The organism is Mesorhizobium sp. B2-1-8, from assembly GCF_006442545.2.
Taxonomy (GTDB): Bacteria; Pseudomonadota; Alphaproteobacteria; order Rhizobiales; family Rhizobiaceae; genus Mesorhizobium.
This window is the reverse complement of sequence record NZ_CP083952.1, coordinates 4,365,093-4,385,404: the sequence shown is the minus strand read 5'-3', so window position 1 is coordinate 4,385,404 and position 20,312 is coordinate 4,365,093. Positions and strand designations below refer to the sequence as shown.

The 20,312-nt window shown below is 63.3% G+C and carries 22 protein-coding genes; 13 read left to right on the top strand and 9 right to left on the bottom strand.

Going from position 1 to position 20,312, the window contains the following annotated elements:
- Positions 1 to 199: 199 nt before the first annotated feature.
- The gene (locus FJ970_RS21545; protein ID WP_140755758.1) at positions 200 to 454 is read left to right on the top strand and encodes a DUF2171 domain-containing protein; all 255 of its coding nucleotides are present in this window, start codon (positions 200 to 202) and stop codon (positions 452 to 454) included.
- A 9-nt stretch (positions 455 to 463) separates the two neighbouring features.
- Here FJ970_RS21545 and FJ970_RS21540 read toward each other — a convergent pair whose 3' ends face one another.
- Together FJ970_RS21540 and FJ970_RS21535 are read right to left on the bottom strand one after the other, a co-directional pair.
- On the bottom strand, positions 464 to 1,489 hold the full coding sequence (locus FJ970_RS21540) for a P1 family peptidase (RefSeq protein ID WP_140755150.1): 1,026 nt from the start codon (positions 1,487 to 1,489) through the stop codon (positions 464 to 466).
- On the bottom strand, positions 1,489 to 2,562 hold the full coding sequence (locus tag FJ970_RS21535; RefSeq protein ID WP_140755148.1) for a branched-chain amino acid ABC transporter substrate-binding protein: 1,074 nt from the start codon (positions 2,560 to 2,562) through the stop codon (positions 1,489 to 1,491). The genes FJ970_RS21540 and FJ970_RS21535 overlap by 1 nt, the downstream gene beginning before the upstream one ends.
- 179 nt (positions 2,563 to 2,741) lie before the next feature.
- Between FJ970_RS21535 and FJ970_RS21530 the strand changes: the two genes are divergently transcribed.
- Genes FJ970_RS21530 through FJ970_RS21500 form a run of 7 tightly spaced genes read left to right on the top strand, consistent with a single transcriptional unit; the run spans position 2,742 to position 9,097 of the window.
- The gene (locus tag FJ970_RS21530; RefSeq protein WP_140755146.1) at positions 2,742 to 3,269 is read left to right on the top strand and encodes a flavin reductase; all 528 of its coding nucleotides are present in this window, start codon (positions 2,742 to 2,744) and stop codon (positions 3,267 to 3,269) included.
- On the top strand, positions 3,266 to 4,195 hold the full coding sequence (locus tag FJ970_RS21525) for an AAA family ATPase (protein WP_140755144.1): 930 nt from the start codon (positions 3,266 to 3,268) through the stop codon (positions 4,193 to 4,195). Before FJ970_RS21530 ends, FJ970_RS21525 begins: the two co-directional genes overlap by 4 nt.
- A 5-nt stretch (positions 4,196 to 4,200) precedes the next feature.
- Entirely contained in the window at positions 4,201 to 5,451 is a 1,251-nt protein-coding gene (locus FJ970_RS21520; RefSeq protein ID WP_140755142.1) for a vWA domain-containing protein, read from the top strand.
- 48 nt (positions 5,452 to 5,499) lie between these two features.
- Complete coding sequence (locus tag FJ970_RS21515; RefSeq protein WP_127280086.1) at positions 5,500 to 5,838, top strand: XdhC family protein; 339 nt, start codon at positions 5,500 to 5,502, stop codon at positions 5,836 to 5,838.
- Between the two features lie 6 nt (positions 5,839 to 5,844).
- Positions 5,845 to 6,549 (top strand): XdhC family protein, encoded by a 705-nt coding sequence (locus tag FJ970_RS21510; protein WP_140755140.1) that lies wholly within the window; start codon positions 5,845 to 5,847, stop codon positions 6,547 to 6,549.
- A complete protein-coding gene (locus FJ970_RS21505) occupies positions 6,546 to 8,156 on the top strand; it encodes an NTP transferase domain-containing protein (protein WP_140755138.1) in 1,611 nt (536 codons plus the stop codon). Before FJ970_RS21510 ends, FJ970_RS21505 begins: the two co-directional genes overlap by 4 nt.
- 32 nt (positions 8,157 to 8,188) lie before the next feature.
- Positions 8,189 to 9,097 (top strand): alpha/beta hydrolase, encoded by a 909-nt coding sequence (locus FJ970_RS21500; protein ID WP_181178249.1) that lies wholly within the window; start codon positions 8,189 to 8,191, stop codon positions 9,095 to 9,097.
- A 29-nt stretch (positions 9,098 to 9,126) separates the two neighbouring features.
- On the opposite strand, the gene FJ970_RS21495 is transcribed toward FJ970_RS21500, so the two are convergent.
- Positions 9,127 to 10,176, bottom strand: a complete 1,050-nt coding sequence (locus tag FJ970_RS21495) for a DUF1176 domain-containing protein (protein WP_140755136.1) — start codon at positions 10,174 to 10,176, stop codon at positions 9,127 to 9,129.
- A gap of 138 nt (positions 10,177 to 10,314) precedes the next feature.
- Between FJ970_RS21495 and FJ970_RS21490 the strand changes: the two genes are divergently transcribed.
- Positions 10,315 to 10,821 (top strand): DUF1993 family protein, encoded by a 507-nt coding sequence (locus tag FJ970_RS21490; protein ID WP_140755134.1) that lies wholly within the window; start codon positions 10,315 to 10,317, stop codon positions 10,819 to 10,821.
- A 51-nt stretch (positions 10,822 to 10,872) separates the two neighbouring features.
- On the opposite strand, the gene FJ970_RS21485 is transcribed toward FJ970_RS21490, so the two are convergent.
- Positions 10,873 to 11,037, bottom strand: coding sequence for a hypothetical protein (locus FJ970_RS21485; RefSeq protein WP_140755132.1), 165 nt, complete (start codon positions 11,035 to 11,037; stop codon positions 10,873 to 10,875).
- Between the two features lie 361 nt (positions 11,038 to 11,398).
- On the opposite strand from FJ970_RS21485, the gene FJ970_RS21480 reads away from it, so the two are divergent.
- From FJ970_RS21480 to FJ970_RS21470, 3 genes are all read left to right on the top strand, one after another.
- Positions 11,399 to 11,863: a hypothetical protein gene (locus FJ970_RS21480; RefSeq protein WP_140755130.1), complete on the top strand. Its 465-nt coding sequence runs from the start codon at positions 11,399 to 11,401 to the stop codon at positions 11,861 to 11,863.
- Between the two features lie 119 nt (positions 11,864 to 11,982).
- Positions 11,983 to 13,050: an aldo/keto reductase gene (locus FJ970_RS21475; RefSeq protein WP_140755128.1), complete on the top strand. Its 1,068-nt coding sequence runs from the start codon at positions 11,983 to 11,985 to the stop codon at positions 13,048 to 13,050.
- Positions 13,051 to 13,097: 47 nt separating this feature from the next.
- Positions 13,098 to 14,366: a cysteine desulfurase-like protein gene (locus FJ970_RS21470; RefSeq protein WP_181178292.1), complete on the top strand. Its 1,269-nt coding sequence runs from the start codon at positions 13,098 to 13,100 to the stop codon at positions 14,364 to 14,366.
- Positions 14,367 to 14,381: 15 nt separating this feature from the next.
- Here the strand turns inward: FJ970_RS21470 and FJ970_RS21465 are convergent, their stop codons facing one another.
- The 5 genes from FJ970_RS21465 to FJ970_RS21445 are packed head-to-tail and all read right to left on the bottom strand — an operon-like array spanning position 14,382 to position 19,894.
- Entirely contained in the window at positions 14,382 to 15,410 is a 1,029-nt protein-coding gene (locus FJ970_RS21465) for a histone deacetylase family protein (RefSeq protein ID WP_140755126.1), read from the bottom strand.
- Positions 15,407 to 15,922: a GNAT family N-acetyltransferase gene (locus tag FJ970_RS21460; protein WP_140755124.1), complete on the bottom strand. Its 516-nt coding sequence runs from the start codon at positions 15,920 to 15,922 to the stop codon at positions 15,407 to 15,409. Before FJ970_RS21460 ends, FJ970_RS21465 begins: the two co-directional genes overlap by 4 nt.
- A gap of 9 nt (positions 15,923 to 15,931) precedes the next feature.
- A complete protein-coding gene (locus FJ970_RS21455) occupies positions 15,932 to 16,861 on the bottom strand; it encodes a 3-keto-5-aminohexanoate cleavage protein (protein ID WP_140755122.1) in 930 nt (309 codons plus the stop codon).
- Between the two features lie 5 nt (positions 16,862 to 16,866).
- Positions 16,867 to 18,252, bottom strand: a complete 1,386-nt coding sequence (locus FJ970_RS21450) for an aspartate aminotransferase family protein (RefSeq protein WP_140755120.1) — start codon at positions 18,250 to 18,252, stop codon at positions 16,867 to 16,869.
- Between the two features lies 1 nt (position 18,253).
- Positions 18,254 to 19,894: a N,N-dimethylformamidase beta subunit family domain-containing protein gene (locus FJ970_RS21445; protein WP_181178290.1), complete on the bottom strand. Its 1,641-nt coding sequence runs from the start codon at positions 19,892 to 19,894 to the stop codon at positions 18,254 to 18,256.
- A 155-nt stretch (positions 19,895 to 20,049) separates the two neighbouring features.
- On the opposite strand from FJ970_RS21445, the gene FJ970_RS21440 reads away from it, so the two are divergent.
- Positions 20,050 to 20,298, top strand: a complete 249-nt coding sequence (locus tag FJ970_RS21440) for a ParB N-terminal domain-containing protein (RefSeq protein WP_140755118.1) — start codon at positions 20,050 to 20,052, stop codon at positions 20,296 to 20,298.
- Positions 20,299 to 20,312 lie beyond the last annotated feature (14 nt).

Here is a 20,312-nt window from a genome sequence, read left to right as displayed (position 1 = left end):
ATTTCCAGCTTCGCGTTGCGTTGGCCGCGTCCTAACAGAGGCGGGCAAAATGCTCAACGTTGCTGCCGCGCAAACAGAGGCTGGCCAAGCGGAAATAGAAATCAAAACGTCGTGCGGACCACAGCCGATGCATCCAATCCGCTCGCCATTTGTTATTGTCGGCAGTCCCAATGGCAACCACCCCAATGGAGAACCTGACATGACCGACACCAGCAAAATTCGTGAGCACATGGAAGTCGTCGGCGCCGACGGCGTGCATATCGGAACCGTCGACAAGGTCGATGGCCAGCGCATCAAGCTGACCAAGGCCGACAGCGGCGAGGGCGCTCACAAAGGCCATCACCACTATATTTCCCTGGCCCTGGTTGCCGAGGTCGACGGCAAGAAGGTGTGGCTGTCCGCGAATTCCGATGTCGCGGTGACGTTCGAGGAAGAAAAATCCAATCCGGTTTGAACGAAGGCTTTAGCCCAGTCGCGACGACCAGACGGGAAACAGATCGTTGCCGGCTGGCGTCGCGGCAAACACGCCACGGCTGATGGCGCGCGCCATGGTGGCACCGGCGGCGGCGTAGAGATCGACTGCGGCGTCAGCGGTGAGTTCGATCCCACTCCTGCCGGTCGCCAGGGCGAACACCAAGTCGCCATCGGCCGGCGTATGCGTCGGCCAGATAGCCCGCACGAAGCCGTCATGCGCCGAAATCGCCAGGCGTTTCGCCGCGGCCTTGGTGAGGATCGCGTCCGTGGCGATGACGGCGATGGTCGTGTTGCCGCCCGTTTCCATCTGCCGCCCGTGATCCTTGTCGCGGTATTTCAGCAAGATCCGCTTGGCGTCTTCGGGCATGGGCGATGGATAACCGAGCCTGCCGAATTCATCGCCGATTTCAAAGGGTGCCGCCCAGAAATGGCGGGTGCGGCCGACGGTCACCGAGCCGGTCGGGTTGACGGCGGCCAGCGCACCGATGGTGACGCCATTGTCGAGCAGTGTCGAGGCGGACCCCAGGCCGCCCTTCAGGCCCGAAGTCAGCGCCCCGGTACCGGCGCCGGCTGTGCCAAGTTGGAAATCGACGGCCGCAGCTTGTACCGACTCGTAGCCGAGGTCGCGATAGGGTGGATAACGGCCCCAGTCCTTGTCGCCGCCATTGCGCAGGTCGAACAGGATTGCAGCCGGCACGATCGGTACCCGGAAGCCGCCCACCTCGAAGCCGATGCCGCGTTCGCGCAGTGCGGCCTGCACGCCGGACGCAGCATCGAGGCCGAAAGCCGAACCACCCGACAGCACGACGGCATGGATTGTCTCGATAGCATTGTGCGGTTCCAGCAGATCCGTCTCGCGTGTGCCTGGCGCGCCCCCAAGGATTTGCACACCCGCCACCGCCGGCTCGTCGCAAAGGACAGTCGTCACGCCGGATTTCAGCTTGGCATCGGAAGCATTGCCAACGCGCAGGCCGGCAACGTCTGATATGAGGTTGCGCGGGCCTGTGCGGAACATCAGTTGCTTTCCAAGGGCACGAAATGGGTGCCGTCGAAACGGAAGACGCGGTAAGGGCTCTGGCTGAGGTCGCCCTTGGGGTCGAAGCGGACCGGCCCGATCGCCGTGGTGAAATCACGCCCGGTGAGCGCATCGGTCAGCGGTTTGCCTGAGCTTGCGCCGTCCGCCGTCGCCGCCTTGGCGACCTCGACCGCCGCATAGGCCGGCAATGTGTAGCCGTCCGGCACGATCTTTTGCGCGGAAAAGCTTTCCAGCACCTTTGGGTCGGCGACATCTGCCCATTCGGGCGGCGCGATCATCAGCGTGCCCGTTGCATAAGGAATGTCGCCGGGCGGCGTGCGCAGGTTTTCGCCGCCGGCAAGGACGATGCCCGTCTGGAGTTGGGCGGCATCGCGCCCCATGATGGCGATGTCGTCGCCGTCGCCTCCGACAAAGACATGCGTAGCGCCGGCCTTTTTCAGCCGCCCGACTAGGCCGATCTGGTTGTCGAGTTGCGGCCGGAACGTGTCGACGAAGACCGGTTTCAGCGCTGCCTGCTCCGCCGCCGCGCGAAATGTCTCGGCGATTTCGCGGCCATAGATGGTGCCGTCATCGATGATGGCGAACAGTTCGTCACGCCACAGCCGGATGAGGTTGGAAGCGACAGCGTTGCGCTCGTCATCGCCACGCGGCCCGAGGCGATAGACCGGCCAGCCCGTCTTGGCGCGGCGGTCGGTCAGGCTTTCGGTTCGCACGCCGACGGTGATGACCGGAATGCTGGCGTCCTTCAGGACAGGCATCGCCGCTTCGATCGCCTGCGTGCAGAGGAAGCCGATCACGACATTGACCTTGGCTGCCACGAACTCCTTGGCCGCCGCAGCGCCGCCGTCGCCGGTACAGGCGTCATCGACGGTCTTGAGCTGGATGCCGTTCGCGTCTGCCGCTAGCCCGGCGCCGGCCTCGATCTGCTTGCCGAGGATGGCCGATGGTCCCGACAGGGGCGCGGCGACGCCGATCGTGAGCGTCTGGGCGCCGGCGGCGCCGGTCAGCAACAGCCAAGCCAGCGCGATGGATATCGTTGCCCCGGATCGCATCCTGCCGAACCGTTCCTCCAAGCCCGCGACACGCGCGCAGCACCAATTCCCGCCAAGACCTAAAGGCTGTCCGGCCTTGGTGCAACACGCGAATTCGGGATATGGGCCAAGCACTTCGCTTGTGGCACGTGATGTCTGGCCATATATAACAGTTCAGGTTTTGGCTGTGGAAATGTCTAGTGCTGAAGATAAACGATATTGGACCGCAGGCCTATCGCGACGCGATGAGCCATTTTGCCGGTCACGTCCATGTGGTGACCACCGACGGACCCGCCGGCAAGCGTGGCGCGACGGTGATAGCTGCTTGTTCCGTGTCGGACACGCCGCCGACCATCCTGGTCTGCCTCAACCGTGAAAACCCCAAGAACGAGCCGTTCGTAAAGAACGGCAAATTTGCCCTGAACACGCTGGCTTCGCACCAGGAGCCCCTGTCGATTGGGTTCTCCGGCATGACTGGGTTGCCGGTCGAAGAGCGCTTCGCGCTCGGCGAATGGGACGTGATTTCCACCGGCGCGCCGACGCTGAAGGGCGCACTCGCAGTATTCGACTGCGAGCTGATCGACACCAAGGACCTTGCCACCCATCGTGTGCTTTTTGGCAAGGTGACAGGCCTGCGCATGGGCGATAATTTGCGGCCGCTGATCTATCACGCGCGCGGCTACCACGTCCTGGAAAGTGGGGCGGTCGCACCCACGGAGAAAGAATGAGCGACTTGAAACCGCGCGCCTTGCCGCGGACGATCGACGAGACGCTCGATCTGCTGACCGGCGCGGACTATGTCGCGGACCGGTCGCTGGCAACGGTGCTTTTCCTGTCGCTGCGCATGAAACGGCCGCTTTTCCTCGAGGGTGAGGCCGGCGTCGGCAAGACCGAGATCGCCAAGGTGTTGGCCGAGGCGCTTGGCCGCCGGCTCATCCGCCTGCAGTGCTATGAGGGGCTCGACGTCTCTTCGGCCGTCTATGAGTGGAATTACGCCGCGCAGATGATCGAGATTCGCATGGAGGAGGCTGCCGGCAAGGTCGAGCGCTCCGCCATGGAACGCAATGTGTTCTCCGAAAAATACCTGATCCGCCGGCCGGTGCTCGATGCGCTGACCGGCAAGACGGGCGCGGCCCCGGTCTTCCTCATCGACGAGCTCGACCGCACCGACGAGGCCTTCGAAGCCTTTCTGCTCGAAATCCTCTCCGACTTCCAGGTGACGGTGCCTGAACTCGGCACCATCAAGGCGGAAGAGCCGCCGATTGTCATCATCACCACCAACCGCACCCGTGAGATCCACGACGCGCTGAAGCGGCGCTGCCTTTATCACTGGGTCGACTATCCCAATGCGGAACGCGAGCTGGAGATCGTGCGCCGCAAGGTGCCTCGGGCCAACCAGCGGCTTTCGGCCGAAGTGGTCTCCTTCATCCAGAAGCTGCGCCAGATCGAGCTGTTTAAGGTGCCGGGCGTCGCCGAGACCATCGACTGGGCCGGTGCGCTGACCGAACTCGACAAGGTGGCGCTGGATCCAGAGACCGTGTCCGACACGATCGGCGTGCTGCTGAAATACCAGGACGACATTGCCCGCATCGGTGCGGGTGAGGGCCGGCGCATCCTCGACGAGGTCAAGGCCGAGCTCGCGGCGGCGGAGTAGCGGTAATGAAGACGCCGCGTCCCGATCCCAGAGAGGCGACCGAGGACGGCCGGATCGCCGACAACATCGTCTATTTTGCCCGCACCTTGCGCAAGGCCGGTATGCGGGTCGGGCCGGCCTCGGTCAAGGACGCGATCGAGGCGGTGCTCGTCGCCGGCATCGGCTCGCGCGAGGATTTCTACTGGACCCTGCATGCCGTTCTGGTGTCCAGGCACGAGGATCACTCGACCTTCGACGAAGCCTTCAGGCTGTTCTGGAAATCGCGCGAACTGATCGAGAAGCTGCTGGCGATGTTTTCGCCGGTGGCCCCTGACGTCAGGCAGAAGCAGAAGCCGCGCGCGGCCGAAAACCGCGTCAGCCAGGCGATGTTCGAGGGTCATCAGAAGAACCAGACGCCTCAGGAAATCCCCGAGATCGAGGTCGATGCCCGCTTCACTTTCTCCGGCAACGAGGTGTTGCGGGGCAAGGATTTCGCGCAGATGAACGCTGCCGAGATGGCCGATGCCAAGAAGGCTATCGCCGAGCTGCGATTGCCTTTCGACATGGTGCGGACGAGGCGGTTCAAGGTCGATGCACACGGCCGCCGCATCGATCCACGTGCCATGATGCGCTCGGCGGCGCGCACCGGCGGTGAATTGATCCTGCCGAAATTCCGCTCGGTCCGCGAAACACACCCGCCGCTGGTGGTACTGGCAGACATTTCCGGTTCGATGAGCCAGTACACGCGCATCTTCCTGCATTTCCTGCACGCGCTGACGGAAAAGCGCCGGCGCGTGCACACCTTCGTCTTCGGCACGCGGTTGACCAATTTGACCCGGCAGATGCGCCACCGCGATCCCGATGCCGCCCTTGCCGATTGCTCGGCTGTGGTCAAGGACTGGTCGGGCGGCACGCGCATCGGCGATACGCTGGCCGAGTTCAACCTTGTATGGTCGCGACGCGTGCTGGGACAGGGCGCGGTGGTGCTTCTGATCACCGACGGGCTGGAGCGCGACGATATCGTGGGCTTGTCGGAAGAGATGGAGCGGCTGCACAAATCCTGCCGGCGGCTGATCTGGCTGAATCCGTTGTTGCGCTTCGATGGTTTTCAGGCGCGCGCCCGGGGCGTCAAGGCGATGCTGCCGCATGTCGACGAATTCCGCTCGGTGCACAATCTCGACGCGCTCGCCGATCTCTGCGCCTCGCTGGACAAGAAATCGGCGCTTTCGGTCGATCCGCGGCGGTGGATGGGTGCTGGCGCGAGGCACGCCGCATAGCCATATGTTTCCCGAACCCTGGAAAAACAGATCCTGAAAGAAGCAACGATGAGCGACAGCATTTATCTCGATGAGGCCCGCGACCCGCTGATCATCGCGGAAGCCTGGATGAAGGACGGCAAGGATGTCGCTATCGCGACCGTGGTCGAGACCTGGGGTTCGGCGCCACGCCCCGTCGGCAGCCACCTTGTCATCGATGCCGATGGCAATTTCCATGGTTCCGTTTCGGGTGGCTGCGTCGAGGGTGCCGTCGTGACCGAGGCGGTCGACGTCATCGGCTCCGGCAAGGCCAGAATGCTCGAGTTCGGAGTTGCCGACGAGACGGCCTGGCAGGTGGGCCTGTCCTGTGGCGGCCGCATCAAGGTTTATGTCGAGCGATTGGGCTGACCTCGGATGGATCCCTATGCGCTGAAAACGCTCAATGCCGAACGACGCGCCCGCCGCGCGGCGATCCTCGTCACCGATCTCGGTGATGGTCGCGGTCGTATCGTGCGGGAGGGCGATCAGGTCGCCGGTGATCTCGGAGCGGCGATCGCTAGGGCATTTCGATCCGGCAATTCCGGCTCCGTCGAGGCGGAAGGACGGACCTTCTTTCTCAATGCGCATCTGCCGCAGCCGCGCCTGGTAGTGATCGGCGCCGTGCATATCAGTCAGGCGCTCGCGCCGATGGCCCGGATCGCCGGCTATCCGCTGGAGATCATCGATCCGCGCACTGCCTTCGCCACACCGGACCGGTTTCCCGACGTCGCCTTGCATGCCGACTGGCCGCAGGACGTGCTGCAGCGCCAGCCGCTCGACAGTTACACCGCGCTCGCCGCCGTCACTCATGACCCGAAGATCGATGATTTCGCGCTGAAGGCGGCACTCGACGCCAACTGTTTCTATATCGGGGCGCTCGGCAGCCGAAAGACGCATGCAAAGCGCGTCGAGCGTCTGCTGGCGCTGGGCGCGAGTGCCGACCAGATCGCGCGTATCCACGCGCCGATCGGGCTGGACATCGGGGCGGCAAGCCCCGCCGAGATCGCCGTCGCCATTCTCGCGCAGACCATCCTTGCCTTCCGCTCGCGCGGCCTGGATGCGAAAGGCGCGGCGGCGTGAAATTCGGTCCGATCCCGATCGAGGCGGCCGAGGGGGCGGTGCTGGCCCATGCCACCACCGCCGGCGAAAAGCGGTTTCGCAAGGCGCACAGGCTGAGCGCCGAAGATGTCTCCATACTCAAAAGGGCCGGTATCTCGCAAGTCGTCGCGGCCGTGCTGGCTCCGGACGATCTCGGTGAGGATGCCGCGGCGCAAAGAGTTGCGCAGAGCATGACCTTTGGGGGCATCGAGGCGAAGCCTGCCGCCACCGGTCGGGTCAATCTCCACGCCAGGGCGGCTGGTATCTTCACGGTCAATGCCGCTGTCATCGACGCCATCAATGCCGTCGATCCCGCCATCACCATCGCCACGCTGGCCCAGCACGCGCCGGTCGAAAAGGGCCAGATGGTCGCGACGGTGAAGATCATTCCCTTCGCGGTCTCTTCCGTACTGGTCGACGCAGTGATGAAAATCTGCTCCGGCGTCGAAATCTTTGCCGTCAACGCCTATCGGCCGGTGCGTGTCGGTGTCATCCAGACAGTGCTGCCGGGCACTAAACCTGGTGTGCTCGACAAGACGTTGCGCGTCACCGAAGCCAGGCTGGCGCGCTCGGGCGGCAGGCTGACGGCGGAGCGCCGCACGCCGCATGAGATTGGCCCTGTCGCCGAGGCGGCCATCGCGCTGGCGCGCGACAACGACATGGTGATCATCTTCGGGGCTTCGGCCATGAGCGATTTCGCCGACGTCGTTCCGGCGGCGATCGGGAGAGCCGGGGGGACTGTCATCCGCGCGGGCATGCCGGTCGATCCCGGCAATCTGCTGGTGCTCGGCACACTCGGCGGCAAGCGCGTCATCGGCGCGCCTGGCTGCGCCCGCAGCCCCAAGGAGAACGGCTTCGACTGGGTGCTCGACCGGTTGATTTCCGGCCTCGATGTCACCGCGCGCGACATCGCCGGCATGGGCGTCGGCGGCCTGCTCATGGAGATACCGACGCGGCCGCAGCCGCGCGAGCCGCTGCCGGCCAAAAACCGGCTCAAGGTCGGGATCGTGCTTCTGGCGGCGGGCCAGTCGAGCCGCATGGGCGGACCGAACAAGCTGATGGCGCTGTTCGACGGCCAACCGCTGGTGCGCCGCACAACCAAACGCGCTCTCGCCTCGAAGGCTTCGGACACGATCGTCGTCACCGGCCATCAGCGCGAGCGGGTGCGCGCGGCATTGTCTGGCCTCGACGTCACCTTCGCCGACAATCCCGACTTTGCCGATGGCCTGTCCACGTCCCTGAAGGCTGGAATTGCTTATCTGCCGCAAGACGTCGCCGGTGCAATGATCGTTCTTGGAGACATGCCCGGCGTGGCGCCTGGCGACCTCGACCGGCTGATCGATGCGTTCCGCGCGGCCGGAGGCAATTCCGTGGTTCGCGCCTCGCATGAAGGCAAACGCGGCAATCCGGTGCTCCTGCCGCGCTCGTTGTTCGCGGCCGTCGCCCATCTCGAAGGCGATACCGGCGCACGCCATCTGGTCGAGGCAGAGGGGCTCGATGTCATCGATGTCGAGATCGGCGAGGGCGCGTCCGTCGATGTCGACACCCGAGAGGCGCTCGAAGGCGCGGGCGGCGTGCTGCAGGATTGACAAACCCGGCCTGTATTCCGCATGCCTTCGGTATGGCATTCCCTTTCTTGCTTCGCCGCTGCTTACCTTGCGCTTTCCTGGCCTTTCTGGCTGCAATCATATTTCCGATCGCAGCCTACGCTGATGTTCTCACGCTCAAACCCTTCAAGGACGATCTCTTCGCCTATCCGGCGACGCTCTCGTCCGACAGCGACGGCGCCTACACCGTCCTCGACTACCGTGAAATGCGCGACATCAACCAGCGCGACGAGGTGCCGGAAAAGCGCGTGCACCGCCAGTACACCGACACCGGCGTGCGCAAGGTGCAGCAGGATCTGATGTTGAAGACGGACGCCGGCGATGTCAGGCATGTCGCCGTCGGCAAGACGCAAGGCGCCGCCGTCATCGTGCTCTATCTGCACGGGCAGGGCGGCAGCCGCAAGCAAGGCGTCGACGACTTCACCTTCGGTGGCAATTTCAACCGCCTCAAGAACCTGATGGCCGGCAATGGCGGGCTCTATATCACACCTGATTTTCCTGATTTCGGCGACAAGGGCGCAGCACTGATCGCGGCCCTGATCGAGCACTATGCCGAACAGTCCCCGGGCGCGAAAATCTTCATCGCTTGCGGCTCGATGGGCGGTGCGCTGTGCTGGAAGCTTGCCGCACGCAAGGATACTGGCGCCCGCGTGGATGGACTGCTGCTGCTCGGATCGCTGTGGGACGAGGGCTTTCTTGCAAGTCCCGCCTTCAAGCGTCGCGTGCCGGTGTTCTTCGGCCAGGGCAGCCATGATGTGGTCTTTCCCGTGGCCAATCAGGAAGCGTTCTTCCGCTCCATCCTAGCCAGGTCGAAGGCCTATCCGACCCGCTTCGTCCGCTTCGAAACCGGCACGCATGGCACGCCGATTCGCATGGTCGACTGGCGCGGTACTCTCAACTGGATGCTGTCGAAGGCGCCTTGAACGACGCTGACTGCAAGCCCGGGGTATTTTCAGGGCGCGGTGTTGTAGTCGACGACTGTCTCAGGGTTCTGCTCGCCGTGATAGGACGCATCGACATCATACTGGACCAGCGAGAAATCGCCGTTGCGGAACAGATAGGTGCCCGATGACGAGGCATCGCCGGCGCCGCGCCATTTGTTGAAGGTGGTGATCGTGTGGGCGTCCTTGTCATAGTTGGAATTGGTCGCCCAGCCTGTCGTCCGGAAGCCGACAATGTGCATGGACTCGACCTTGCCCTCGCTGTCGTTGTTGACGTAGCGGATATCCATCTCAGGCTCGGTGAACTGCAACTGCCTGACACCAGATACATCATCGCTCATGTAGTAGATGGAGTTTTCATTATAGGCCGCGGCAGAGCAGGCGAAATGGAAAAGCCGCGTTTCCCGGTCGGGATCGCCGGCGGCCGCGTCCTTGTCCCTGTATTTGATCGAGAAAGTTTCCGGCTCGTTGGCTAGAAGATTTTTGTCACACTGGTCGGCATAGCCAGCCAGAAAGGCCTTCTTGGCCTGTTCCAGTGCGGCATCCTTCTTCGGTGGCGGCGGACCGTCGCCGCAGCCTGGCGGCAGCGCTTCGTCGAAATCCGCGGTGGAGGGCTTCAGCGCCCCCTTGTCGATAAAGATCGGCTGGAAGGGCGGCGCCTGGATTTGGGCATTGACCTGGCGCAGCGTGTAGCAGCCGGCGAAAACCTTCGCTTCGCCCTTCTTGTCGGTTGCCTGGATGGCAACCGGGACGTTGTAATAGATGCTGCCCGCCGCGCCCTCGTCCGAGATAGGACCGGTCTTGACCTCCACAGTGTCGGTGCCGTCATAGCCTTTGACGAACGTATCGAAATCCTTTGCCGGCTTTGTATCTCCATAGTAGCCCCAGGCGCGGGCGAATTCATGGCGGTTGATGGCGCTGTAGAGAGAGCGGACGACCGCGTCCGCGCTCGACCGATCATCGACGTAAGGCGCTTCGGGCGTATCGCTGGCGGCCAATGCGGTCTGGCCTGTCGTGGCAAGGGAGAGAAGGGCAGTCGCTGCCAGAAGGACGCGTCTCATCGGGAATCTCCACTCGATAACGAAGATTCTACCATGGCGATTGCGGCGACGTGGTGACGCCGTCCGGCTTCAGCTTGAAGAATCGCGCCTGAGGGCGCTAGGTTCCCGCCGGCGTTCCTGCCGGACAGGAGATCTGACGTGACGATATCGATGTATGAGGCATCCGTGCCCGTGTTTTCAGCCAGGCTGAAGGCACTTTCCAGTGTGCTGGCGGCAGCCGAACAGAATGCGCTTGACCGCAAGATCGATCCGCAGGTGTTTTTGACGGCGCGGCTCGCGCCCGACATGTTCGCGCTGACCCGGCAGGTGCAGATCGCAACCGACCATGCCAAGGGCGCGCCGTCACGTCTGGCCGGCCGCGAAGTGCCGAAATACGAGGACAATGAAGCAAGCTTTGCCGAACTCGAAGCGAGGATCGCCAAGACTGTCGCCTATTTGGCGACTTTTTCGGCAGCCGATATCGACGGGTCGGATGACAGGATGATCGAGTTGAAGCTGGGGGGCCGGGAAACCACATTGAGCGGCATGCAGTATCTGCTGCACGCTGCCATGCCCAACTTCTATTTCCACCTCACCACCGCCTACGACATCCTTCGCCACAATGGCGTGCCGCTGGGAAAGGCGACATTCCTGGGATCGCGTTGAGGAGTGACGTTCGAGATGTCCCGTATCGATCCGGGACATCTCGCCACCTGCCTAGCGGATGGACATTTCGCGGGCGATGCGCGGGAAATCGGCAGGCTTGATGCCGATGTCGGCGCGCTCGGCGTTGCTCATGGAATAAAGCAGTGCGAGCGCCGCGCGATATCTCTGATGTTCCTGCGGGCGCGGCCGGGCGAACATTTCCGTGAAGAAACCCATGGTTCAGGCTCCTGGTTGGTCCTCCACGCCAGACAGTATAGGTGAATCGTGAAGATTGTGCAGTGCAGCATTTGCATGCCTGCCATGTCCGGATGATTTTTAGAATTTTTTTGCGGCCCGGTGAAACTCTTGCGCGGCGCCAATCGTAGGCTTCGAAGCTGGCACATCCCGGACTGCATAAAGGTGCAGTCCGGCTTCTTCGTTTGAGGAGCATTGATCCTCGATCGCAATCCTCGCAACGGCTAAATTCGTTCACATCGGTGGCATGTATTTTTAACGAGCCGGTTCTACTTTGTAGTCCAGACAGTCAGGCAAGCGGGAGGCTGACATCGCTACCAGCGCCAAGCGTGATTTCGCTTCGTTGCTCGACGACCTCTTCGTCGCCTCCGACAAGGGCGACGGCATCAAGGGCGCGGAGACCGGCGCGCGCCCATCCATCCCGTTCGACTATCTCTCGGTCGCCGATGAACTCCATTCCGGCCGCATCAAGGTATCCGCCGCGGAATATCGCGAGGCCGGTGCCGATCTGGCCGGCGAATTCGCCGCCTTGCTCGAACAGGCCAGGCTGGCCCTGGCTGGCGAAGAGCCGAAGCCGGAGGAAGCATTGCCGCCAATCGATCCTGAATCGATCGCGGTCGAACTGGGACTGAATCAGCCCAAGGGCCTTGCCGATTTCGGCCGCATGCGCCGCAGCTTTGCCTTCTCCAACCATCCCGACCGCGTTGCCCCGCATCTGCGCCAGCGCGCCATGGTCCGCATGCAGGTGGCCAATATGCTGATCGACGAGGCCAAGCGCCGCGCCGCCGTGGCTGCCGCAGGCCGCTAACCGTCTCCGCTCACGCAAAAGTCGGCCCGGCGAGGCTTGGAGAGCGCCTCCGCTTTTCCTATAAGATGCGAATTCCTCCCGGCGCAGCCGCGCAGACCTTCCCTCCGGAGCAGAATTCCATGCACAAACGCCGTCTCGGTCGGACCGATCTTCTTGTTACCCAGATTTGCCTTGGTTCGATGACCTGGGGCCAGCAGAACACCGAGGCCGAGGGCCATGCCCAGATGGACCTGGCCTTCTCGCGTGGCGTCAATTTCATCGACACCGCCGAACTCTATCCGATCCCGCCCAAGGCCGAGACGCAAGGGCGGACCGAGAAGATCATCGGCAGCTGGATGAAGTCCAAGGGCAATCGCGACAAGGTGATCCTTGCCTCAAAGGTCGTCGGTCGCACGGCCAATGCCTGGTTTCGCGGCGACCGACCCTCGCAATTGGTGCGGGCCGATATCTTTGATGCCATCGACAAGTCGCTGGCCAAGCTCGGCACGGACTATGTCGACCTTTATCAGATCCACTGGCCGGAGCGCGACATTCCCTGGGGCGCCAACCCGACGCGTGTCGGCGCGGTGGCGCGCCGTGCCGATGCTGTCGGCGCACCAGCCGGCGAAACGCCGATCGCCGAGACGCTCGCGGTGTTCGAGGAACTGGTGAAGGCAGGGAAAATCCGCCATTTCGGTCTTTCGAACGAGAGTTCTTGGGGCCTGATGCGCTTCCTGGCGGAGGCCGACAGGGGGATCGGTCCACGCGTCGCCTCGATCCAGAACGCCTACAACCTCGTCAACCGCACCTTCGAGGTGAACCTCGCCGAGGTTTGCGAGCGCGAAGGGGTGTCGCTGCTCGCCTATTCGCCACTGGCGCAGGGTTATCTGACCGGCAAATACGATCACGGCGCCCGCCCGCAGGGCTCGCGCTCGCAACTGTTCAATCGCGGTCAGCGTTATGAGACGCCCAATGCCGCCGAAGCGCAGCTCGAATACAATGAACTGGCGCGCTCTTTCGGCCTGGAGCCGGCGCTGTTTGCCAATGCCTATGTCTCGAGCCGCCCCTTCGTGACCTCCAACATCATCGGCGCGACAACCATTTCGCAGCTGGAAATGGCGCTGTCCTCGGTGGATGTCGTCTGGACCGAAGAGATGCAGAAGGCGGTGGACGCCATTCACCAGCGGGTCGGCAATCCCTGTCCGTGACCTGGCCGGCTGCGGAATTGTCGAACAACAGCAAAGGGGTGGAGACGATGGTGGATTTCCCGATCGAGGCCGTGCGTGGAAAATTCCCCGCTCTCTCGCTGACCGGCAAGGGCCGGCGGCGTATTTATCTCGACAATCCTGCCGGCACGCAGGTGCCGCAGGCTGTGGCCGACGCGGTGTCGCGCTGCCTGCTCACGACCAATGCCAATCTTGGCGGCTATTTTGAAACGACGATCGCGGCGCAGCAGATCGTTGACGAGGCGCATCTGGCGATGGCCGATTTCCTCGGTGCCGCAAGCCCCCAGGAGATCATTATCGGCGCCAACATGACGACGCTGACCTATCACATGTCGCGAACGCTCGGGCGCACGATGAAGCCAGGCGACGAGATCATCCTCACCCGCATGGACCATGAGGGCAATGTGTCGCCCTGGCTGCAACTGGCCGAGGATGTTGGCCTCGTCGTGCACTGGCTGCCGTTCGACGAGAAGAGCTGGCAGGTCGAGGAGGCGACGCTGGCAGGTCTGCTGTCCGGCAAGACACGGCTGGTGGCGTTGAACTACGCCAGCAATCTCACCGGCTCGATCAATCGGGTCAAGTCTTTGACCCAACTTGCAAAAAACGCCGGCGCGCTGGTTTATGTCGATGCCGTGCAATTCGCGCCGCATGGCCTGATCGACGTGCAGGACCTCGGCTGCGATTTCCTGATCTGCTCCGCCTACAAATTCTTCGGTCCGCACACGGGCATATTGTGGGGCCGGCGCGAAGTCATCGACGGCCTGAAAGCCTATAAATGCCGCTGTTCCTCGAATGGCCTGCCGGAGCGCTTCGAACTCGGCACGCCGCAGATCGAACTGATGGCCGGGCTCACGGCAGCGGTCGACTATTTTGCTGATCTCGGCGCCTCGGCCGGCGAGAGTGGGTCGAGAAGGCGCAGGATTGCCAAGGCGTTCGAAGCCTCCATCGCCTATGAAAACCCGTTGGCGCAAAGGCTGATCGACGGCCTGTCCGATATTTCCGGGCTGACCATCCACGGCATCGCTGATCCGGCGCGGATCCATGAGCGTGTCCCGACTGTCTCCTTCACCGTGGACGGCATAGTGCCCGAAACGATTGTGCGGCAGATGAACGCCGAAAACATTTTCCTGTGGTCGGGCCACAACTATGCCTGGGAAATCGTCCACCAACTCGGCATTCCCGCCGAGCAGGGCGTCGTGCGCATCGGCATCGCGCACTACAATACGGCGTCCGAAATCGACGAAACGCTGGAGAGCGTGCACCGGGTGATTGCCATGCTCAGGCAGCAACGCTCCTGACGCGAGCTTGCATTGTCACCGCGCCTTGCCGCCAAAACCGGTGAGGAACGCGGTGAGATTGTCGCCGAGCGCGTCGCAGAGATAGCCGCCTTCCTGGACGATGACCGTCGGCAGGCCGAGCCGGGTGATCGCCTCGCCGATGCGCGAGAAACCTGGCGTCGTCACCGAAAGCCCGCCGAACGGATCGCCCTCGAACGCGTCGAGGCCGAGCGCCACGACCAGCGCATCGGGAGAGAAGGCGCGGATGCGCTGGACCGCCACGGCGAGTGCCTCCAGAAACGCCGCGTCCGCGGATTTGCGCGGCAGCGGCAGGTTGAAATTGTAGCCAAGTCCCGGACCTTCACCGCGCTCGTCGGCATGGCCCCAGAAGAACGGGTAGAAGCGCACGGGATCGGCATGAAGCGAAACGGTCAGTACGTCAGGCCGCGCATAGAAAATGCCTTGCGTGCCATTGCCGTGATGCAGGTCGACATCGAGGATCGCCACGCGGGCAGCCTGTCTGCGCAGCACCTGTGCCGCGACGGCCGAATTGTTGATGAAGCAGAAGCCGCCGGCGACATCTGCAAAGGCGTGATGGCCAGGTGGTCGGCACAGTGCATAGGCACCGGAAGCGCCTGCCATCACCGTTTCCGCCGCCTCGACCGCGCTCCAGGCGCTCCATAGCGCGCTATGCCAGGTTTCGCCCGAGATTGGACAAGCGGTGTCGGCCATGTGGTATCCGGCCTGGCCGACAGCGGAGGCCGGATAGGAGCCGTTGCGGGCGATCGGGTGGATGTTGGGGATGACCTCGGCCGACGCCCCTTCGATCCGCTGCCAGCGTTCGAAAATATGTTCGAGGAAGTCGAGATATTCGGGTGTGTGCACCGCCGAGACCGGGCCGAGGCCGTGATCGCGCGGTCGCTCGATCGTGCAACCGGCGGATTTTGCGCCGGCTAGCAATCTTTCGACGCGTTCCGGTTTTTCAGGGTTGGGTTGCGCCGCACCGCTGGAAAGAAAGGCCTTGGGGTCGTGCCGCTTCTGCTCCTGCGCGTAGAAGGCTTTCATTCCTGCTCCCCATTTTCCGACGCGTCGGCGAAGGCGAAAAAGGCCTCGCCGATGATTTTCTGCGTCTGCTCGTAACTCGACCAGGCAATGCCCAACCTCTCGTAAAAGGTCTTGGCTCCCTCATTGTCGGTGTCGACGGACAGCCTGAGATACACGCCGCCATCCCTACGGCACTCGGCCGCCACGCGCCGCAGCAGGCGTTCGCCGATCTTGCGGCCACGGAACCGGTCCTCGACATAGAGGTCCTGCACATAGACGCCAGGCCGACCCATCCAGGTCGAGAAGATCGGGAAATGCAGGCAAAGCCCGGCGAATTCGCCACCGACTTCGGCGATCAGGGTCGAGAAGGCGGGCTTTTCGCCGAAGCCCCAGGTTCTGAGGTCGTCCGCCGTCGAGACGATTTCCTCGGGCGCGCCGATATGGGTACCGAGCTTCAGGATCGCCGCATGGATGTTTTCGACATCATCGATGGTGCCGGGGCGGAGGAGGACATCATTGGATGGATTAGTCACGGTCTTGTCTCAAAAAGCCACCCGGTCGCCGCCCTTGAGCGCCAGCATGTCGCGCGCTTCCGCCGGTGTCGCAACCTCCAGCGAAAGCCCGTCGAGAATGCCACGGATGCGGCGCACCTGGTCGGCGTTGGATTTCGCCAATTGGCGGCCGTCATAGAGGCTGTCTTCCAGCCCGACACGGACATTGCCGCCCATCGCGGCGGCGATCGATATCAGCGGAATCTGGTTGCGGCCCGCGGCCAGCACCGAGAACTGGTAGCTGTCGCCGAACAATTTGTCGGCGATGCGCTTCATGTGGACAAGATTGTCAGGGTCGGCGCCGATGCCGCCCAGTATGCCCAGCACGAACTGGATGAACAGCGGTCCCGACACCAGCCCCCGGTCGCGGAAATGCGCCAGCGAATAGAGGTGGCCGACATCGTAGCACTCGAACTCGAAGCGGGTGCCGCAGCCTTTGCCAAGCCGCTCGAGCACGCCCTCCATGTCGGCGAACGTGTTCTTGAAGATGGTGTCGCGCGTGGCTTCGAGCAGCTTCGGTTCCCATTCGTGTTGCCATTCCCTTGGCTTGTCGAGCATCGGAAACAGCGCGAAATTCATCGAGCCCATGTTGAGAGAGCACATCTCGGGCTCGGCCCGAAGCGGCGCCGCCAACCGCTGGTCGAGCGTCATCAGCGAGGAACCGCCGGTGGTGATGTTGATGACAGCCGACGTCGCCTGCTTGATGCGCGGCAGGAACTGCATGAACACATCGGGATCGGCGGTCGGCCGCCCGTCCCTGGGGTCTCGGGCATGCAGATGCAGGATCGAGGCGCCGGCCTCGGCCGCCGCGATGGCGTCCGCGGCAATCTGGTCCGGTGTCACCGGCAGATAGGGCGACATCGACGGCGTGTGCACCGAACCGGTGACGGCGCAGGTGATGATGACTTTGCGCGGCGCCATCTGCTCTACCCCCGGCCTTCAACCGGCAGGTCGAGCTCGGAGGCCAGAACCTCGAGCGAGTCGCCAATGATGGAGATGATCTCGCCGATCTGTTCGCTGGTGACGATCATCGGCGGTGCCACCATGAAATTGTCGCCGTCGACGCCGCCCTTGACCCTGCGGCCATAGATGATCAGCCCGCGCTCATAGGCGATGTCGAGCAGGCGCTGCGTGGCTTTTTTGCTCTGTTCGATCGGTTTCAGCGTATCGGGATCGGCGACCATTTCGGCGCCGGTAAGCAGCCCCTTGCCGCGCACATCGGCAATGAACGGAAAGCGCTTCGCCAGGCCCTTCAATCCGTCCATCAGCACATCGCCCATGGCAGCCGCATCGGCGATCAGGTCGAGCCGGTCCATTTCGCCAAGCACGGCAAGTCCGGCGGCGCAGGCCAGCGGGTTGCCGGCATAGGTGTGGCCATGCTGGAAGCCGCCGGAGGCGAGCAGTGGCTCGACCAGCCGCATCGGCGCCGCCAGTGCCCCGAGCGGCGCGTAGCCCGATCCCAGTCCCTTCGACAGCGCGACGATATCCGGCTTGCAATTCCAGTGGTCGCCGCCGAGGAATTTGCCGGTGCGGCCGGCACCGCTCATCACTTCGTCATGGATCAGCAGGATGCCGTAGCGGTCGCAGATCTCGCGGATGCGCGCATAGTAGCTGTCCGGCGCGACAAGCGCAGCGGTCGCGGCGCCGCCGATCGGCTCCATGATGAAAGCGACGACGCTTTCGGGGCCTTCGGCGAGGATTTTTTCCTCCAGTATGTCGGCATAGCGCACGCCGCGCTGCTCCATCGAGAGATTGTCGCGGTCGCGCCAGGCGGTTGGTGCCGGCACGGTCGGCATCACCCGCATCATCGGCGTAAAAGTCTCGGCCAGCGCATCGTCGCCGGTGATCGAAAGCGACCCCAGCGTACCGCCATGATAGGAAGGGAAGCGGGTGATCACTTTCCAGCGGCCGGCTTGGCCGGTGGCCACGGCCCATTGCCTCGCCAGCTTGATGCAGGATTCCGTCGCTTCGGAACCGCCGGAGACGAAGAAGATGCGGTCCATGCCTACCGGCAGCTTGCCGGCAAGTTCTCGCGCCAGTTCTTCCGCCGGCTCGTTCTCGAAATGCAGCCGGTAGGCGAAGGTGGCGCGGTCCATCTGCCGCTTCATGGCGTCGAGCACATTGCGGTTGGAATGGCCGATATTGGCGACCATCGGCCCGCTCGACCCGTCGATGAAACGGCGACCATCCTGCGTCCACATGTAGATGCCTTCGGCGCGGTCGATCAGCGGCCGGCGTAGGCTGGAGAGGTAGAACAGATGCGATTGGCGCCGGGCATCGGTGTCTTGAATGGCAGGCTGGACTTTCGACATGTCAGGACTTTCCAAGAAAGCGATCGAGGACATTCTGGGTAACCCGTTCGACCATCGGGTCTTGTCTTAGCAGGCCGGCGACCCATTCGCAGCTTCCGGCGTGGAACACGTCGCCCTTGCCGCGTGGAAAATTGACGATCATGCCATTGCCGCGTTTGACCTTTTCGAGATTGGCGTCGCTCGCCTCGCCGAACAAAGTTTCGGCGGTGAAGCGGCCGTCCTCGTCGGTGAGGAACTGGTCCTCGACCGGGATGTCGGCGCTTTCCTCGACCTGGCTTGCCATACCGACGGCGAGCACCTGCAAGCCATCGGGCGCGCCGCTGGTCGCGGTCGGGTAGGGCAGGCCGCCGCGTATCTCGAAGTCGAGCCCGTCCACCTCATAGCCATAGACATGGCTGTCGGCGCCGAGCAGGTCGCCGTAATAGATGCCGGTGCCGGCGAAGGCCCAATGTTCCGGCCGATAGACCGGAAAACCGCGTACGCCACGTGGCGCGCAGCCGCCCCAGCCGGCATAGACACCACGTGTGGCGTTGAGCCCGAAGGTGGCTGAACCCGGCCGGCCGATTTCGGGCGCTTCCCAGGAATTGGTGGCGCGCGTCACGTCGCCGCCGCGATAGGCGGGATCCTCGGCCCGGGCGCGGTATTTGTAGCAGACCTGTCGGCGGCCCTCGTCCTCCAGCCGCGTCTGCCACATGAAATTGCCGGCAAAACGCGCCGCGTGACCGCCGCGTTCGACGTAGAAGTCGACCGCGTCGCGCATCTCCCAGGTCCAGTATTCGTCATGGCCGACGAAGACCGCGCAGTCATACCCGTCGAGTATCTCGGGCGAAAAATGCAGGTCGTGCTGGCTTGTCAGGTCGACATCATAACCAGCCCGTTCGGCGAAGCGAAAAAAATGGCTGTCGTAGCTGGCCCAACCGGACGAGGCGTATTTCTTCGAATGACCGGTGGCGAGCGCCCACTCCATGTGCGGATACCGCGGCACGGTCTTCGGCGGCACCGCGACCTCCAATGGCACGCGCGGCGCATCCCCGGGCAGCACGACGAAGCCGCGGCACCAGGGGCGCTGCGTCGACACGATGGGCGAGTACTGGTTGCGGTCGGGCCCGGTGATGCCCTGATAGTGGTTGGAGCCTCCCCAGGTGTTGTAGGCAAGCCATGTGCCCGTCGCCGCCACCTGCAGCACGCGGCCGGGTTTCTTGCCGGGCTGGGGAGAGACGATAAAAATGTGGTGACTTTGGATCGACTTGCCGTCGCGCCCGTCCGCGGTCAGCGTCACGCGATAGGCGCCGGACGGCCAATCGTTTCCCACACGGAATTCGAAGGAGGCTTGCCAGCCGCAACCTTCGGCCGAGCATTGATCCGGACTGTCCTGCCAGCACGATGCGATGCCCGACTTCTCGAACACTTTCCTCTCGGCGCCGCCGTCCCGAACGATCGTGATGCCGAAGGACGGAGCGGTCGAACTGACATGCAAAATCACCATCTCGCCGGCACGGTACGAAAACCGGTCGCTGTAACACCAGATCTCGCCGCGCTCGCCATCCATGCCTGGCCATTCGTAATAGTGGCCGCGCACGGCATGGCGGCGCTGCGCCGCCGTCAGTCCGAAATCGGGGAATTCGGTTGGCAGATTGATCATGAAGCCCTGGTCCATCGGAGGCGCCATTTCGGCGATCCGCCGGCCAGGCGTCAAATGGAAACGATCATGCCAGCATTCGTTAGCCGCACCCTTGGCCGCCCTCAGCAAACCGACTATCTCAGGAAGACGGCGGCGGTTCCGCCAAGGGGACAGGCATGCTCAGGGTGCAAAAGGTCAAGGTCGACGATATCTACGTGCCCACCGCGCGCAAGAAGACACTGCATCCCGAGACCGTCCGGCATCTGGCCGAGGATATACTGGAAAACGGCATGAAGACGCCGATCCAGGTCCGCCACGACGGCAAGCGGCACATACTTGTCGAAGGACTGCACCGTCTGGAGGCAGCCAAGTGGCTCGGCGAGTCGGAGATCGACGCCTATCTGGTGCACGCCAAACGCCACTGACGCGCGCCTCCTTC

Bases quoted from the DNA above. Each gene is read 5' to 3' on its own strand.
- FJ970_RS21545 (WP_140755758.1), top strand. From the start codon at position 200: ATGACCGACACCAGCAAAATTCGTGAGCACATGGAAGTCGTCGGCGCC.
- FJ970_RS21540 (WP_140755150.1), bottom strand. From the start codon at position 1,489: ATGTTCCGCACAGGCCCGCGCAACCTCATATCAGACGTTGCCGGCCTG.
- FJ970_RS21535 (WP_140755148.1), bottom strand. From the start codon at position 2,562: ATGCGATCCGGGGCAACGATATCCATCGCGCTGGCTTGGCTGTTGCTG.
- FJ970_RS21525 (WP_140755144.1), top strand. From the start codon at position 3,266: ATGAGCGACTTGAAACCGCGCGCCTTGCCGCGGACGATCGACGAGACG.
- FJ970_RS21520 (WP_140755142.1), top strand. From the start codon at position 4,201: ATGAAGACGCCGCGTCCCGATCCCAGAGAGGCGACCGAGGACGGCCGG.
- FJ970_RS21515 (WP_127280086.1), top strand. From the start codon at position 5,500: ATGAGCGACAGCATTTATCTCGATGAGGCCCGCGACCCGCTGATCATC.
- FJ970_RS21510 (WP_140755140.1), top strand. From the start codon at position 5,845: ATGGATCCCTATGCGCTGAAAACGCTCAATGCCGAACGACGCGCCCGC.
- FJ970_RS21500 (WP_181178249.1), top strand. From the start codon at position 8,189: ATGGCATTCCCTTTCTTGCTTCGCCGCTGCTTACCTTGCGCTTTCCTG.
- FJ970_RS21495 (WP_140755136.1), bottom strand. From the start codon at position 10,176: ATGAGACGCGTCCTTCTGGCAGCGACTGCCCTTCTCTCCCTTGCCACG.
- FJ970_RS21485 (WP_140755132.1), bottom strand. From the start codon at position 11,037: ATGGGTTTCTTCACGGAAATGTTCGCCCGGCCGCGCCCGCAGGAACAT.
- FJ970_RS21475 (WP_140755128.1), top strand. From the start codon at position 11,983: ATGCACAAACGCCGTCTCGGTCGGACCGATCTTCTTGTTACCCAGATT.
- FJ970_RS21470 (WP_181178292.1), top strand. From the start codon at position 13,098: ATGGTGGATTTCCCGATCGAGGCCGTGCGTGGAAAATTCCCCGCTCTC.
- FJ970_RS21465 (WP_140755126.1), bottom strand. From the start codon at position 15,410: ATGAAAGCCTTCTACGCGCAGGAGCAGAAGCGGCACGACCCCAAGGCC.
- FJ970_RS21455 (WP_140755122.1), bottom strand. From the start codon at position 16,861: ATGGCGCCGCGCAAAGTCATCATCACCTGCGCCGTCACCGGTTCGGTG.
- FJ970_RS21450 (WP_140755120.1), bottom strand. From the start codon at position 18,252: ATGTCGAAAGTCCAGCCTGCCATTCAAGACACCGATGCCCGGCGCCAA.
- FJ970_RS21445 (WP_181178290.1), bottom strand. From the start codon at position 19,894: ATGATCAATCTGCCAACCGAATTCCCCGATTTCGGACTGACGGCGGCG.
- FJ970_RS21440 (WP_140755118.1), top strand. From the start codon at position 20,050: ATGCTCAGGGTGCAAAAGGTCAAGGTCGACGATATCTACGTGCCCACC.